Source organism: Mycobacterium sp. SM1 (genome assembly GCF_018361265.1).
Lineage (GTDB): Bacteria > Actinomycetota > Actinomycetes > Mycobacteriales > Mycobacteriaceae > Mycobacterium.
The window spans coordinates 679,795-695,931 of the sequence record NZ_JAFLNH010000002.1 but is presented as its reverse complement, the minus strand read 5'-3'; the positions used below and the strand labels follow the sequence as shown (position 1 = coordinate 695,931).

The window sequence follows — 16,137 nt, the reverse complement described above, 5'->3', positions numbered from 1 at the left end:
CAACGGTGCCGCGTTCGCCGCAGTATTGCGACATCGCCACGGCACCAAATGAGGTATGAAGTTGCGTCCCACGAAACTGCAAGGACTGCGACGAGGTATCTGCATGTCAGCAGCGTCGCCGATACGCCGGCCCACCACGGCGTCGAACCCGGCCAACTGGCCCGCACGCCGACCACGACACCTCGATGACCGCCAAACCGGTCGCTCAACCGCCGCGTGGAGTCGGCCGGTAGCCGATCGGGTGTTGCCCCGCCGGACCCGGCCTGCCGGGGCCCACCCGAGGGGAGCGGCTCACCATTGACCCCGAGGCCACCGGAGTAGCGACCCACGGGTGGGGGCGGGCGGGGCAGCGCGTCCTCCCGGTCCGGGCAGGCCGTCGCTGGGAGGCGTGCGCGGGAAGACCGGGGTACCGGGGCCTGCGCGCCCGCAGCGGCGCGGCCAGCGACGGGCGGCGATGGGCAGCTCGCCGATCAGGCCCAGGCGCAACCCGCGCACCGGGCTCGGCGCTTGGGCCGCCCGTACAGGCGCCCTACCGCGGCCGAGGACCGGACAGCCGCCGAATCTGCAAAGGCAAAGGTTGCGCAGGAACGCCTTTCACCTTACCTGATTGGTCGCTAACGGCATTGACGGTGTTCTCCGCCGCGAGGAAGTGGTTTTGCTCAGCGCAAATGCGATAGGTGATGTTACTGTAGTCCTGCCTCGTCGCGTCGTTTTGGGCCTCCTCGGGGCGTTCCAGTGGCACAAATCGGGCCGGTGTCGGCTAGCCGCTTATGGTACGAATGGACAATAGCGTCAGTAGAAGTGGGTGTTCTATGCCGGAGGACATAAGGCCGTGGTGTAACGGTCAAGACACCGACATCGGTCCCGTCCGGATTGACTGGGACGTCAAACGATATTCGGCAGGTTGTCTGTGGAATAAGCGCTGGCCGGTACGTCGACTCGGCGTATCGGTGACCGCGCCGGCAAAGTGCGCACCCGCGCCGCTGACGTCTTGGACGATGCGACCACGATCCGGCTTTCCCGGGTAAGCGTCAATGAGCACGCACGGCCACATCATCGTCAGCGGTGACGACGCGCTGGCAAAAACGATCATCGAGGAGCTGGACAACGTCGGCGCAAGCATTGTTCGGCTCACCGACACCAACGCCGACACTAAAACCGACCTCGCCGAGGCCGGGATCGACCGAGCGGCGGCCATCGTCTGCGCCGGGGACGACGATGCGGCAAATCTCGAAATCGCTTTGCTGGCAAGGAAAGCCAACCCGGACGTTCGGGTGGTGGCACGGCTGGCCAACGACGTGCTGCGCACCGCGGTGGCCGCCGACAACGGCCCCGGCGCCATCCTCGATGTCGCCGAGCTCGCGGCGCCGGCGATCGTGGAGGCATGTCTGGCGCACACCGCGCACCCGTTCAAGGCGGCCGGCATCGATTTCGTTGTCTGGGCCGCAACAGCGCCACGTGACGCAACGCTACGCGAGATCTACGGCAACCTGGCCCCGGTGGCGGTCATTCGGGGCGATAACTCGCCCACTCCTGGCGAGGTGGTGGTCTGCCCGGGCCGGGATCTGCGGGCGCACGCCGGTGACTGGACGGTGATGGTCGGCACCGCCGACGAGCTGGCCGCCCGCGGCATCGAAGTCCCGCGGCCGACCGCGAGGCGCGCCCGCCGACCCCGGTTGCGACGAGTGCTCGACGCCGCGCGCGTCCTGCGCGACGAGCTCAACCCGGTGTTTTATCCCGTGATGGCCTCGGTGCTGATCCTGCTGATCGGCTCGACAATCCTGTTGCGCTTCGCCTACCGGCGCCCTCCGGGGATGACGTGGGTGGACGCGTTGTATTTCAGCACCGAGACGATCACCACGACCGGCTACGGCGACTACAGCTTCCTGCAGCAGCCCACCTGGCTGCGGCTGTACGCCGCGATGATGATGTTCGCCGGTGTGACCACCACCGCTTTGCTGGTCGCGTTCATCGCCGACCTTTTGCTCTCGCGCCGTTTCGTGCGGTCGGCCGGAAGCCGGCGCGCGCGTCACCTGCGCAACCACATCATCGTCGTCGGGCTGAGCCCGCTCGGCATGCGCGTCGTCACCGAGCTGACCACCGCCGGATACGACGTGGCGGTGATCGAGCGCGACGAGACCAACCGGTTCCTGGAGTCGGCGGCCGAGCTCGACGTGCCGGTGATCTTCGGGGACGCGACGCTGGACTCGACGCTGGAATTGGCCCGTGTGGACCGTGCCCGCGCGGTAGCGGTGCTGACCCGCGACGACATGATCAACATCGAGACCGGGATCGTGTTGCTCGAGATGCTGGTGCCCGGGGCGCTGCATAAGGTCGACCGCACCGACGTTCCGCTGGTGTTGCGCGTGTATGACCGCACCCTTGGCTTCGCGGTGGCGCAGCGGTTCGGCTTCGAAAATGTCCGCTCGACCGACGAGCTGGCCGCACCGTGGTTCATCGGCGCGGCGATGGGCCTGCAGGTGCTGGGGACGTTTTCGGTGGGGCAAAGCTCTTTTATGGTGGGCGCAATGCATGTGGCCGAGGGCAGCGAGCTCGACGGGCTGCGGATGTTCGAACTGTCGACCCAGACCCGAGTCATTGCGATCACCCGCCCGGATGCGCCGGTCAAGCTGCACCCGGGCCGCGAAGCGGTGCTGAGGGCCGGCGACACCGTCTACCTCGTCGGCCCGTATCGGGAGCTGCTGGCAACACTGCGCAAGGGCCAGCCCTCCGCGCAATCCCCCACCGCTGAGCAGCGCCAAGAACTCAGCGTCGGCAGCCAAGCAAAGACCGGGTGAACACCGCGCCGGACACGCCCGCCTAACCTGCCAAATCACCCGGCGGCGGCCGTGGAGAATACGGTGACGGATATCCGCCGACCTCGAGAAAAGATGATCGACGACACCACCGCCGTCAGGAATCCACCCGTTAGGAATCCGTATGAATTCGCGCGGATTCGGTCAACAACTCATAATGCCATTGCCCGGCGGGCAGGACAGTTTGGTACCCATGGCTATCGCAATCTAACCTCACGATCTAATCTCACGACTTAGATGATCACCAAAAGTCATTGACGGGAGGGAGGCTCATGTCTTACGTGACTATTCAGCCGGAAATGTTGGCCGCGGCAGCGGGTAACTTGCAAGGAATCGGCGCCACGATGAGTGCGGCAAATTCGGCGGCGGCGGCCCCGACGACCGGGGTAATTCCGGCAGCCGCCGATGAGGTCTCGGCACTGACCGCGGCGCAATTCGCCGCGCACGCGCAGATGTATCAGGCGGTCAGCGCTCAGGCGGCGGCCATTCATGAGATGTTCGTCACCGCCATGCAGACCAGCGCTGGCTCCTACGCGGCAACCGAGGCAGCCAACGCCATCGCTGCCACCTAAGGTAGTGTAGCGCAATGGATTTCGCGATGTTACCGCCGGAGATCAACTCCGGGCGCATGTATTCCGGGCCGGGCTCCGGGCCGATGCTGGCCGCCGCGGAGGCCTGGGATGGGCTGGCCGCCGAGTTGCGCTCGGCGGCCAGCTCGTATCAGACGGTGATCTCGGGACTGACCGCCGGGCCCTGGCAGGGCCCGTCGTCGGCGGCGATGGCGGCCGCGGCGGCCTCCTATGTGGCCTGGCTGAACACCACCGCCACGCAGGCCGAACAGACGGCCGCCCAGGCCAGGGCGGCGGCCGCCGCCTATCAGGAGGCGTTTACGTCAACAGTCCCGCCGCCGGTGATCGCGGCCAACCGCAGCCAGCTGGCACGGCTGACGGCAAAGAACCTGTTCGGGCAATACACCGCGGCGATCGCGGCCACCGAGGCGGCCTACGCCGAGATGTGGGCCCAAGACGCCGCGGCGATGTATAACTACGCCCGCTCCTCGGCCTCCGCGACAGCGCTGACCCCGTTTGCCCCACCCCGGCGCAACACCGACCCCGCCGCATCGGCCGATCAGGCCGCCGCGGTCAACCGGGCCGCCGCCACATCGGCCGGCAACGCGCAAAGCACCGTCTCGTCGGTCCAGCACGCTCTTTCCGCGGTACCCAACGCGCTGCAGGCTGCGGCCGCGCCGGCAGCCGCGGATCCCACCCCGGCGAGCCTGCTGAACATCCTGGACCTGCTCAGCGACCTGGTCACCATCTTTCTCGACATACCGGCCGACCTGGTTACCTTCTCGGTCGACATACCGGCCGGGGCGATCAGCGTCGTGTCGCTGCCCCTGGACGTCGTCGGCGCCGGGACCGGTTTGCACACGGACGAGATTGTCAGCGGCTGGGCGGGCGAAGAGCCCTGGCCGGGCACGGGTGAGGCGCCCCCCACCCCGTTCAAGGCGATCATCACTGGCCCGGTGGCGCCATCGGCGCCGGCGCCGGTGCCCTCGCTGTCGGCCGGTCTGGGCGAGGCGAACACGGTGGGGGCCTTGTCGGTGCCGCCGACCTGGCAGATCGCCACACCCGCGGTGCGCCCGGTCGCGGTGGCGTTGCCGGCGCTACCCGGCCTTAGCGCCATCCCCGTGGCGGCGGTTGAGGAGATCGTGGAAACCGGCTCGGGCAGCACGCTCGGCGAGATAGCGCTGGCGGGGATGGCCGGGAGAGCCGTCGCCGGGGCGGTCGGCGCCGGCGGCGGCAAGGATGCCGGCAAGGCGGCCACCGACCGACGGGTGGCCGCCCTCCCGGCAGGCTCCGGAATCGCAGGCGCCCCGGCGGCGGCCGACCCTGACGCCGACGCGGCCAAGCCGCGGACCGTGGTGACGGGAGTCGCGGCCGAACTGCGCGAATTCGCCAAGCTTCGCGACGAAGGCATTCTCACCGATGAGGAATACACCGAGCAGAAAAACCGCCTGCTGGGGCGCTGAACACGCGCCGCGCTGTGACATCGGCGCCGGTCTTGCGCAGGTAGGGGCACGCAGCAATGGATTTCGGAATCTATCCACCGGAGATCAACTCCGGCCGGATGTATACCGGTCCGGGATCGGGCCCGATGCTGGCCGCTGCGCAGGCCTGGGAAGCACTAGCCGACGAGCTGTACACGGCGGCGGGCTCGTATCGGTCGGTGGTGACGGCACTGATCTCCGGGACGTGGGCCGGACCGTCGTCGGCGGCGATGGCGGTTGCGGCCGAATCGTTTGTGACATGGCTCAGCGCCACCGCCGTACAGGCGGAAGAGACGGCAATCCAAGCCAAGGCCGCTGCCGCCGCCTACGAGGCGGCGTTTGCTTTGACGGTGCCGCCGCCGATGATCGCGGCCAATCGCAGCCTGCTGATGGCTCTGGTGGCGACCAACTTCTTTGGCCAGAACACGCCGGCGATAGCGGCCACCGAGGCGCAATACGCCGAGATGTGGGCCCAAGACGCCGCGGCAATGGCCGGCTACGCGAGCTCGTCGGCATTGGCGACCGTGCTGACACCGTTCAGCCCACCACGCCAAAACACCGCACCGGGCGGGTTGGCCGGTCAGGCCGCCGCGGTCGGCCACGCCGCCACTACCCCCGCGGGACATGTGCAGAGCACCGTCTCGGGTGTGTCCCAAGGGGTTTCGTTGGCGGATCCGCCAGCCCTGGCGACCCCGCTGGATGTGCTGAACACGTTAAGCAACCTGGTGACCGTCTTTCTGGACGCGCCAACCTATACGGCTATTCTTTCCGCCGGCGCGCCGATGGAAATCCTGGGCGGGATCGTGGACCTTCCGCCGGCCTATCTGGGTACGGTGGCCGGTCTGCATACCGATGACGACGTCAGTGGCTGGGCAGGAGTCGAGCCCTGGCCCGGGACAGCGCAGGTTCCCCCCGCCGAGTTCCGGGCGATCATCACCAACCCGGGTCCGCTCGCGACGTCACCACCAACGGTGTCAGCGAGTCTGGGCCAGGCCAACACCATCGGGACGTTGTCGGTGCCTCCGAGGTGGGCCGTCGAGGCGCCGGCGGTACGCCCCACCTCGATGACCCTGCCGATGTCGTCGGCCACCAGCATCACCCCTGCCGTTGCGGCGGCGGCCGCAGAGACGACGCAAGCCGAATTGGGCAGCCCGTTCACCTCGATGGGCCTGGCGGGCATGCTCGGGTCGGCCATGGCCGGCGGCGCGGGCACCGACGGCGGCAAAGTCGGCGCCGCAACACCCGAAAAACGGACGGCGGCCAGAATCGCCGAAGCCGCGACCGACAAGGCGACGGGCGATAAGCCAGCACCATCGCCCGTCAACCCAAGGATCGTGGTGACGGGAGTCGCGGCCCGGATACGGCAGCTGGCCGAGCTTCGCTCCGCGGGCATACTGACCGAAGAAGAATACGCCGAACACAAGAATCGCCTGCTCGGCCGCTGACTCTGCGACCCGATCAGGCGATGATCGACGCCGCGACGCCGTCCAGGATGTCGTGTTCGCTCACGATCAGCTCCCCGATGCCGGCGCGCTCGTGCAGCAGCCGCGCCAGCTCGTCGACGATGATCGCGCCTCCCCCGATCACGTCGGCCCGGCCCTCGTGCATCGGTCCCAGCGCGGCGCGCTGGCGTCGTGCCATGCCGATCACCTGTTCACAGGCCGTCAGCAGCTCATTGCGCCGCACACGTGAAAGGTGGATGGCCGCAGCGTCATACGTCGTCAGGCGCTGCGCCAGCGCCGAGAGCGTCGTCATTGTCCCGGCCACCCCCACCCAGGTCCGAGCCTCCTCGACCGGCACCACGCGCAGTGCCGCAGCAAGCTGCTCGCGCACCACCCGGCGGGCGGTCGCCACCTCGTCGGGTGCCGGCGGGTCGGCATGCAGGCAACGCTCCGTCAGCCGCACACAGCCGATGTCGACCGAAACACTGGCCCGCACCCCGTCGGGTCCGCCAAGCACGATCTCGGTGGAGCCGCCACCCACGTCGACGACCACGAAAGGTGCGCCGACGGGATCTAATTCGCTCACCGCTCCCCGGAAGGACAGCTCAGCCTCCTGGGCCCCGCTGATCGCCTCCGCCATCGCCCCGGGCATCACCGCACCCAGCACGCCGGCGGTCATCGCAAAGAAGGCATCCCGATTCGCGGCGTCACGAACGGCCGAGGTGGCCACCATCCGCACCCGCTGCACGGCATGCCTCGCACACAGCGCCGCGTAATCGGTGAGCGCGGCGCGGGCACGCTCCAGTGCCTCCGGGGCGAGCCGGCCGGTGGCGTCCACTCCCTGTCCCAGCCTCACGATGCGCATCTCGCGGTGCACATCGCGCAGGTGCCGGTTGACCGCCTCGGCGATCAGCAACCGGATCGAGTTGGTGCCGCAGTCGATCGCCGCGACGCGACTCATGCCCACCGCCCTGGCGCCAAGATCCCGATCCGCTCCAACCCGAGGTGCGCTTCGCTGGCCAGCAGCGCCAACGCCTCGTCACCGAGCGGATTCACCCCAGGGCCCTTGGCCAGCGAATGCGCGATCAGCGCATGCAGGCATTTGACCCGCTCGGGCATGCCACCGGCGGAGACTGCCGTTCCCAGCGGGTAGAGCGCATCACGCTCGGCCAGGTATGACTCGTGGGCCCGCCGGTAGGCGGCGGCCAGTACGGGATCCTGCCGCAGCCGCGTGGTCATCTCGCGCATCACACCCGAGCATTCCAGCCGGCTCACGGCGGCGGTCAGCACCGGATGGGTGAGGTAGTACAGCGTCGGAAACGGGGTGCCGTCAGGCAATTTCGGGGCCGTCTTTATCACGGCAGGCTCACCGTTGGGACAGCGGTAGGCGACCTCGAGCACTCCGCGGGGCTCGCGTCCGAGCTGACGCGCCACCGCCTCCAGGTCCGCAGGATCAACCACCGGGCGATAACGGACTCGGCGGGACAGCTGCAGGTGAGGGTAGCGGAGCTTGTGGGGCGGAAGCCGGTCCGTGCGGAGCGTCGGCGATGGTGTGCCACAGCGCCGTATACCAGGGGTCGTTGCTGACCGCAGGAGTCGATCCGGATCCCGGTTGCGTCGGGGCAGCTGCCGCGGCGGGAAGTTGCACCTGAAACGGGATGTCCCCGGGCTTCACGAACCCGAGGCGTTCACGGGCCTGCGCGGCAATGTAGGCGGGATCGGCCAGCTTGGCCTTCTGCTGCTCCAGGTCGGCGATCTGCCGCCGCAGCGCGGCCTCGGTCGCGGCTAACTGCGTCATCTCGGTGCGCTGCGCGAAATAGGTGCGGACTGGGCCCGTGATGGTCAGCGTCAAGACACAGGCAACCGCGGCCAGCACCGCGGCCCGGCGCGCGGTGAACCCCAGCCGTTGCTCAGACCGCTGCTCGGCCGATTCGGTGACCGACCGCTTGATGGGGTCGATGACGGGCGCTGCCTGGGCTCGCGGTGAGCCGCGGTTGCTCTTCGTCGGCGGCGTCCGCGGAGGCCCCCCAACCGAGTCAGCGGATCCACCCGGTCGCGGCGCAGGCGAGCGCCGCTTCAGGTTAGTCCGTTTCGCTTCGGGCATCCGGATTCACTGCCAGCCTATTTCGTTTCCTTCATCTCCGGAGCGTACCGGGGAAAGGCCAGATCGCCGGCGTAGCGGGCAGCGTCGCCGAGCGCTTCCTCGATGCGCAGCAACTGGTTGTATTTGGCCACGCGCTCGCTGCGCGCCGGTGCCCCGGTCTTGATCTGGCCGCCGCCCACAGCCACCGCTAAGTCCGCGATGGTGGTGTCTTCCGTCTCCCCGCTACGGTGGCTCATCACCGTGCGGTAGCCGCTGTGGTGCGCCAGCGCCACCGCATCGAGCGTCTCCGTCAACGTCCCGATCTGATTAACCTTGACCAGCACAGCGTTGGCCACCCCCTTTTCGATGCCGTCTTCGATCCGCTCGGGATTGGTGACGAAAATGTCGTCACCGACGACTTGCACCCGGTCGCCGAGGGATGTGGTCAGCGACACCCAACCATCCCAGTCATCCTCTGCGAGCGGGTCTTCAAGCGACACCAGCGGATAGGCGCTGAGCAGCCCGGCGTAGAAATCCGTCATCTGATCCGCGGTGAGCGTCTTGTTTTCGAAGCTGTACCCGGTACCGTCCGCATAGAACTCGCTGGCCGCCGCGTCCAGCGCCAAAGCCACGTCGGCGCCCGGGCGCAATCCTGCCTGCTCGATGGACCGGCAAATCAGGTCCAGCGCCGCCTTGGTACCGGCCACGTTCGGAGCGAAACCACCCTCGTCTCCCAGACCGGTGCCCAGTCCTTGCTTTTTAAGCACCGACTTAAGCGCGTGATAGACCTCGGCGCCCCACCGCAGCGCCTCGGAAAAGCTGGGCGCGCCGATCGGCGCCACCATGAACTCCTGGATGTCCACCCCGGTGTCGGCGTGCACGCCGCCGTTGAGGATGTTCATCATCGGCACCGGCAGAATGTGGGCGTTCGGGCCGCCGAGGTAGCGGAACAGCGGCAACCCTGCGGAATCCGCGGCCGCCTTGGCGACGGCCAGTGACACACCGAGGATCGCGTTGGCGCCCAACCGCGACTTGTCGGGAGTGCCGTCCAAGTCCACCAGCGCCTGGTCGACCAGCCGCTGATCATCGGCGTTAATCCCGATGACAGCCGGTGCGATCTCGTCAAGCACGGCCTGCACCGCCTTTTGCACGCCCTTGCCGCCGTAGCGCTCACCGCCGTCGCGCAACTCGACGGCCTCATGCTGCCCGGTCGATGCCCCCGACGGCACCGCTGCCCGCGCGAATGTCCCGTCGGTCAGAGCCACCTCGACCTCGACCGTCGGATTGCCGCGGGAATCGAGAATCTCGCGGGCGCCGACCTGCTCGATAATGGGCACTGCGTTCTCCTTGCGTCGTAACCGAGTTGCGTCTTAACCGCGGCTACGGACATCGCGGGCAGGATCTCGCGAAGACCGTCCGGCAGGGCACCGCAGCTGCCGATAGCCTAATGCCGCGCCCGCGGCGCACGTGCCCGCCCGGCGATGCGCGCCGCGACGGCGGCCCGAGGAGCCGGAGGCACGCTAACACGTTAAAGTGCGTGGCCCGCTGCATAAGCGGTGGCCCAGTCCCGCACGGCGCGCGCGTACGGGCCGGAATTGTTGTAGGCCCGAAGCGCGGTGATCCATCCCCGGGGTGTTGCAAGGTCCTTTCCGCGCCAACATAAGTACCCGGCAGCGGACAGCGCGGCGTCGTCGATGTTGTCCACGCTGGCAACTCCGTTGTTGTGGGCGTCGACCCCGTACAACCGCCAGGTCTCCGGAATGAACTGCATCGGCCCCATCGCCCGGTCCGCAGCCGAGTCACCGTCCATGCCGCCGTCGTCGCTGTCGACAATGCGCATGGTGCCGCCGCTGCCGTCGAGGCGCACCCCCCGAATCGGCGGACGCACATCACCGTTGGGCGCAATCGTCGCGTGGTGATAGGTGCCGTGGTGGCTTTCCACCTCCCCGATGCCGGCCAACGTCGTCCACGAGAGATGGCATTTCGGGTTTTCCACCTCGGCCACCCGCGCCGCATACCCGTAGGCCTCCAGCGCGATCACCGGGATTTTCAGCGCCGCGGCGCGCCGCACCGCCCAATCATGCAATTGATCGGCGGGCCGGCCTTTGACGTGCGTGTCAACCGGCGGCACCGGGTCCCCCGCCGGGGGCGGAACGCCCTCCGGGATGAAAGCGCTAAGCTGCCACGTGCAACTCGATGACAAGAGCACCGCCGTTGCCCCCAGGACAGCGACCGCCCGCAACCACCGCACCGGCGACACACCACTTCCTAAGCCGTCTTGGTCACCACCATCGTCGCACGCCGTTGGGACTACCCATCCCTTAGTCTGCGCCGCACCATGCAAATCGGCCATTGTCGGGACCATACCGGCCGACACGCGTGCTTTTGGGAAACGAAGCACACTTCCTGGGAGCGGATGTTCAACGGCATCGACAACCCATTCCTGCGGGATCACCGCTGTGATGAAAAACATCGAGGTGAGCGACCACCAGCACGGATCCCAGTATCGGGTGCCTCCCGCGCTTACTTGGTTGTTTACTTGGCTTACTTGGCGTCGACGGCGCCGTCCTGGTCGCCCTGGCCGCTCGCCGGCGCTTCCGGCACCGGCTCGACCGGCGTCGCTGCGCCCGCCACGGTAACCGATTGTCCCGAGACCGCCGGCGCGGACCCGTCCGCCGATCCCGCGGCGGCAGCGGGGTCATCCGGCCACCCGTCGGCCTCCCCGGTAAGCTCGTCAGCCCCCTCGTCAACCGTCTCCCCCACCGGCGGCGGCCAGTACGCCCGCCACTCGTCTTCGGTGATCACGCCCAGTGGCGCGACATCGAGCTCCTCGGCGACATCCTCACCACGGCGCGCTGCGGCGACGGCTTTCTCGGTGCTACGGACATCCTCCATGAAATCCAAAACTGCTGCCCGAAGGGCATTCTCGACGTCGACTTCGGCGGACACCGTGATCGAGGTGAGCGCTGCTGGGATGAGGTCGGCCGGCACCCCGGCTTTGCTCGCCCGCTGAAGGACCTTCTGCGCCAACGCTAGTGCGGGCTGACTGGTTGGAACACCGTCCATGATCGAGTTACGCGACTTTCGGGTATTTTCGACGGCCTTGGCCTCCTCCCATTGAGCCAACTGCTCGTCAAGCGAGATCGCCTCGCCGGCAAGCACGCCCGGCACTCGCTTGGTCAACTTCCGCACCAACGTGTCGGCGACGTCGTCGATGGAGAACGGGCGCTGCGGCGCCTCCTCGGCGATGCGAGCGTGGAAGAGCACCTGAAGCAAAACGTCGCCGAGTTCTTCGCGCAGCTCGTCGACGTCGCCGCGACGGACCGCGTCGAAGAGCTCGTAGGTCTCCTCCAGCAGGTACCGGCGCAACGAGTCGTGAGTCTGTTCGCTTTCCCACGGACCGGCAGTGCGCAACTTGTCCATCATCGCGACCGCGTCGACGAGCCGCTCGCCACGCTGCTGCTCCGGCGCCGCGATCAGCCGCTCCCCGGCGGCCAACCGCGCCACAACGGCCGGATGGTCCGGGTCAGATGACAACAACACCGGGGCGTCGTCACCGGAATGCACCGGTCGCGCCGAGGGTAGCGACCAGGGGACCGCGACGGGCATTTCCTCGGTGTATTGGACCTGCCCACCGAGAAACTCGACCGCTTCGACGGGCACCAGCGACGGTCGGCGCGGATCCACCAGGACCACGGTCATCGCGTTCGCCGCCTCCCACCGATCGCCGCCGGGTGGTTCGATCGCCCGGCTCCTCCTCGCCCCGCGTCACGGCCCGCATCATCGCCAGTTATCACGGGGTTCGTTATATCAATTTGCCGCTGCGGCGTCCCATCGAGTACCGATACCAGCTCGGCCACCATGTGCACCAGCTCAAGGTCGCGGATTCGCGGTGCCCCGGCACCGCCGCCCGCTCGTGGAATGGGAACGTGCACCGTCGCGGTGGTGGCGCTGTAGCGCGCGCCCGGATACCGTCGCGCCAGGCGCACCTGCGCGGAGTCCGGCAGCGTCAGCGGCGAGAGCCGCACCGTAGCAGCCGAGACCGCCGAGACCTCGGTGATGCCGCGATCACGGCACAGCAGCCGCAGCCGCGCCACCGCCACCAGCCGCCGGGCCGGGTCGGGCAGCGCCCCGTACCGGTCGGTCAGCTCCTCGACGACGGCGTCAATAGCGGCGTCGTCCGACGCGGCGGCCAGTCTGCGGTAGCCCTCCAAGCGCAGCCGGTCGCTGGCGATGTAGTCCGGCGGCAGGTGGGCGTCCACCGGCAGATCGATGCGGATGTCCTTGGGTTCCGCGGCCGACGTGACGGTGTGCCCGTCGACGGCGGCGCGGTATGCCTCGACGGCCTCGCCCACCAGCCGCACATATAGGTCGAACCCGACACCGGCCACGTGCCCGGACTGCTCGACACCGAGCACGTTACCGGCGCCGCGGATCTCGAGGTCTTTCAGCGCGACCGCCATGCCCGCGCCGAGTTCGTTGTTCTGCGCGATCGTCGCCAACCGGTCATAGGCCGTCTCGGTCAGCGGCGTGTCGGGTGGATAGAAGAAGTAGGCATAGCCGCGCTCGCGGCTACGCCCGACCCGCCCGCGCAACTGATGCAGTTGGGATAGCCCGAAGCTGTCGGCGCGCTCGACGATGAGGGTGTTGGCGTTGGTGATATCTAGGCCGGCTTCCACGACGGTCGTGCACACCAGGATGTCGTATTCGCGGTTCCAGAACCCTTGCACGGTGCGTTCCAGCAACTCCTCGGGCATCTGGCCGTGCGCGACCACCACCCGGGCCTCGGGCACCAGGGCCCGCACCCGCGCCGCGGCGTGGTCGATCGTGCTGACCCGGTTGTGGATGTAGAATGCCTGCCCGTCGCGCAGCAGCTCGCGTCGTAACGCGGCAGCGATCTGCTTGTCGTCGTGCGGCCCGACATAGGTCAGCACCGGGAAGCGGTCCTCGGGCGGGGTCAGGATCGTGGACATCTCGCGGATCCCGGCCAAGCTCATTTCCAGGGTGCGCGGAATCGGGGTGGCGCTCATGGTCAGCACGTCCACATGGGTGCGCAGGCTTTTGATGTGCTCCTTGTGTTCGACGCCGAACCGGTGCTCCTCGTCGACGATCACCAGCCCGAGGTCTTTCCAGCGCACCCCGGTCTGCAGCAAGCGATGGGTGCCGATCACGATATCCACGCTGCCGTCGGCCATCCCGTCGAGCACCACACGCGACTCGGCGGGGCCGGTGAACCGCGACAGCCCCTCGATCCGCACCGGAAATCCGGACATTCGCTCACGAAACGTCTGCAGGTGCTGGTCGCACAGCAGCGTGGTGGGCACCAGCACGGCGACCTGTTTGCCGTCTTGGACGGCCTTGAACGCCGCGCGCACCGCGATCTCGGTTTTGCCATAGCCGACGTCACCGCAGACCACCCGGTCCATCGGGATCGGCTTTTCCATATCGGCCTTGACCTCGCTGATCGCGGTGAGCTGGTCGGCGGTTTCGGTGAAGCCGAAGGCGTCTTCCATCTCGGCCTGCCACGGGGTGTCCGGGCTGAACGCGTGCCCGGGTGTGGCCTGCCGCTTGGCGTACAGCGAGACCAGCTCGCCGGCGATCTCGCGGACCGCGCGGCGCGCCTTGTTTTTGGTGTTGGCCCAGTCGCTGCCGCCCAGGCGGCTCAACGCCGGTGCCTGCCCGCCGACATACCGCGATAGCTGATGAAGCGAGTCCATCGGCACGTAAAGCTTGTCGGTCTGCTTGTCGGCCCCTCGGCGGCTCGACGCGTACTCCAGCACCACGTATTCGCGGCGGGCCCCGCCCACGGTGCGCTCGGTCATCTCCACGAACCGCCCGATCCCGTGCTGATCGTGCACCACCAGGTCCCCGGCGGTGAGCGCCAGCGGGTCGACGGTGTTGCGGCGTTTGGCGGCCAGCCGTTTTCCGTCCACGGCGGCCCCCCGATTGCCGGTCAGATCGGTCTCGGTGATGACGACGAGGTTGGCGCCGGGCACCACCACACCGTTGCGCAGCGGACCCTTGAGCACCCCGACGAGCCCGGGTTTTGGTGCCGCACCCGGCTCCAGAATGGTTGCGGGCGTGTCGGATTCGCCAAGCTGCTCGACCATCCGGTGCACTGTTCCGGCTCCGGGGGCGACGATCGCCGCATGCCCGCCGGCGGCCCCTCCGGTCAGCACGTGCGCGCGCAGTGCCGCGAAGATGGCCTCGATGTCACGCTGATGTCCGCGCGCCGACGGCGCGGCGCGGATATCCACTTCGAGAGCCGACTCGTCGGGCAGCTGGCTCAGGGTCCACCACGGATGACCCGAGCGCCGGGCCGCGGCCCGCACCGCGTCGAGTCCGACGAAGCCCGATCCGCCGAGCTGCTCGATGTCGATGGGCGCCGTATTACCTAGGCCGCCGCCGGCTGCGGCGGCCGACCAGGAAGCTTCGAGGAACTCCCTGCCGGTCTTGATCAGGTCGGCGGCCCGGGCACGGACCTTTTCCGGGTCGCACACCAGCACCGGGGTGCCGTCGGCCAGCTGGTCGGTCAGCAACACCTGCTCGCCGGGACAAAGCACCGGCAGCAGCGCCTCCATGCCGTCCACCGGGATGCCCTCGGCCAGCTTTGCCAGCATGTCGGTGACGCTGCCGAGGGCCGGGGTGTCACCTCGGGAATGGTCGCCGAGCAGTTTCGCGGCGCGCTCTCGGACCTCGCCGGACAGCAGCAACTCCCGGCACGGCATCGCGATCAGGGTGTCGACGCGCAGGTCGGGGATGGACCGCTGGTCGGCGACGGAGAACATGCGCATCTCGGTGACCTCGTCACCCCAGAACTCGACGCGCGCCGGATGCTCGGCGGTCGGCGGAAAGACGTCTAGAATTCCTCCGCGAACCGCGAACTCGCCGCGTTTGCCGACCATATCCACCCGGGTGTAGCCCAGGTCGCTCAGGCGGGCGATCACCCCCTCAAATCCGCCGTCGGCGGCGGTGTCGGTGCCCGCGCCGAGCGTAACCGGCTCAATCATGCCCAGCTGGGGCGCCATTGGCTGCAGCACCGAGCGCACCGGCGCCACCACCACCCGCAGCGGCGCACCCAGCCGGACTCCTGTGGGATCGGGGCCGGGGTGGGCCAGTCTGCGCAACACCGTCAGCCGGATGCCGGCGGTATCGACACCCGGCGAAAGCCGTTCGTGCGGCAGGGTTTCCCACGACGGGAACATCGCCACCGCATCCCCGAAAACGCCGCGCAGCTCGGTGGTCAGGTCCTCGGCTTCCCGGCCGGTCGCAGTAACCACCAACAGCGGGCCGTGGCGGGCCAGGGCACTGGCAACGAACAGCCGCGCAGCGGCCGGAGCGACCAGGCGCAGCTCGTCGGGCCGATCGGCCGCGCGCTGCATGAGCTCTTGGAATGTCGGCGCCCTCAGCGCCAGATCAACCAGCCCCGCGATCGGGGTGTCTGGGCAGGCCGGCCCCGGTGCGGTCATGATGCCGCCATTGTAAGGCGCTACCTGCCGCCCCGGCCGGGCCCGATGCCGGCAAAGACGCGTCGGGGCGGCTGCCCGTCGCGGCAGCCGTCGCCGCGGCCGCCCGGTCGTGGTCCGCCGCGGCGGGCGTCCCCGCGGCGGGCGTCCCGGTGGCGGGCGTCCCCGCGGCGGGCGTCTTCCCGCGCGACAGTTTGGCGGTTACTTAAGAGAAGTTTAAGATGTTCGGCGGTGACGAGTAGCGGTCAAGACGTGTGCCCATCGACTCGCCCGGCGGGTA

At 68.4% G+C, this 16,137-nt stretch carries 11 protein-coding genes; 4 read left to right on the top strand and 7 right to left on the bottom strand.

Translation table 11 applies throughout. The features are described from left to right. Nucleotides 1-1,034 precede the first annotated feature (1,034 nt). From MSM1_RS12865 to MSM1_RS12850, 4 genes are all read left to right on the top strand, one after another. Entirely contained in the window at nt 1,035-2,798 is a 1,764-nt protein-coding gene (locus MSM1_RS12865; RefSeq protein ID WP_213442681.1) for an NAD-binding protein, read from the top strand. Nucleotides 2,799-3,088: 290 nt separating this feature from the next. Beyond that, a complete protein-coding gene (locus tag MSM1_RS12860) occupies nt 3,089-3,388 on the top strand; it encodes a PE family protein (RefSeq protein WP_213442679.1) in 300 nt (99 codons plus the stop codon). Nucleotides 3,389-3,402: 14 nt separating this feature from the next. Then, nucleotides 3,403-4,848, top strand: coding sequence for a PPE domain-containing protein (locus MSM1_RS12855; RefSeq protein ID WP_213442678.1), 1,446 nt, complete (start codon nt 3,403-3,405; stop codon nt 4,846-4,848). Between the two features lie 56 nt (nt 4,849-4,904). After that, nucleotides 4,905-6,311 carry a PPE domain-containing protein gene (locus tag MSM1_RS12850; protein WP_213442676.1) on the top strand — a complete coding sequence of 469 codons (1,407 nt, stop codon included), beginning with the start codon at nt 4,905-4,907 and terminating at the stop codon, nt 6,309-6,311. 13 nt (nt 6,312-6,324) lie between these two features. Here the strand turns inward: MSM1_RS12850 and MSM1_RS12845 are convergent, their stop codons facing one another. The 7 genes from MSM1_RS12845 to mfd all read right to left on the bottom strand — a co-directional run bounded on the left by MSM1_RS12845 (nt 6,325) and on the right by mfd (nt 15,860). Further along, a complete protein-coding gene (locus tag MSM1_RS12845) occupies nt 6,325-7,269 on the bottom strand; it encodes a Ppx/GppA phosphatase family protein (RefSeq protein WP_236055987.1) in 945 nt (314 codons plus the stop codon). Next, nucleotides 7,266-7,769 (bottom strand): DUF501 domain-containing protein, encoded by a 504-nt coding sequence (locus tag MSM1_RS12840; RefSeq protein ID WP_213442671.1) that lies wholly within the window; start codon nt 7,767-7,769, stop codon nt 7,266-7,268. Before MSM1_RS12840 ends, MSM1_RS12845 begins: the two co-directional genes overlap by 4 nt. Next, on the bottom strand, nt 7,762-8,412 hold the full coding sequence (locus MSM1_RS12835; RefSeq protein ID WP_213442669.1) for a septum formation initiator family protein: 651 nt from the start codon (nt 8,410-8,412) through the stop codon (nt 7,762-7,764). Before MSM1_RS12835 ends, MSM1_RS12840 begins: the two co-directional genes overlap by 8 nt. 17 nt (nt 8,413-8,429) lie before the next feature. Beyond that, nucleotides 8,430-9,728: a phosphopyruvate hydratase gene (eno, locus tag MSM1_RS12830; RefSeq protein ID WP_213442667.1), complete on the bottom strand. Its 1,299-nt coding sequence runs from the start codon at nt 9,726-9,728 to the stop codon at nt 8,430-8,432. A 191-nt stretch (nt 9,729-9,919) separates the two neighbouring features. After that, nucleotides 9,920-10,651: a lytic murein transglycosylase gene (locus tag MSM1_RS12825; protein ID WP_213442985.1), complete on the bottom strand. Its 732-nt coding sequence runs from the start codon at nt 10,649-10,651 to the stop codon at nt 9,920-9,922. A 284-nt stretch (nt 10,652-10,935) separates the two neighbouring features. Next, on the bottom strand, nt 10,936-12,093 hold the full coding sequence (locus MSM1_RS12820; RefSeq protein WP_213442665.1) for a nucleoside triphosphate pyrophosphohydrolase: 1,158 nt from the start codon (nt 12,091-12,093) through the stop codon (nt 10,936-10,938). Further along, nucleotides 12,090-15,860 (bottom strand): transcription-repair coupling factor, encoded by a 3,771-nt coding sequence (gene mfd, locus MSM1_RS12815; RefSeq protein ID WP_213442663.1) that lies wholly within the window; start codon nt 15,858-15,860, stop codon nt 12,090-12,092. Before mfd ends, MSM1_RS12820 begins: the two co-directional genes overlap by 4 nt. Between the last annotated feature and the right edge of the window lie 277 nt (nt 15,861-16,137).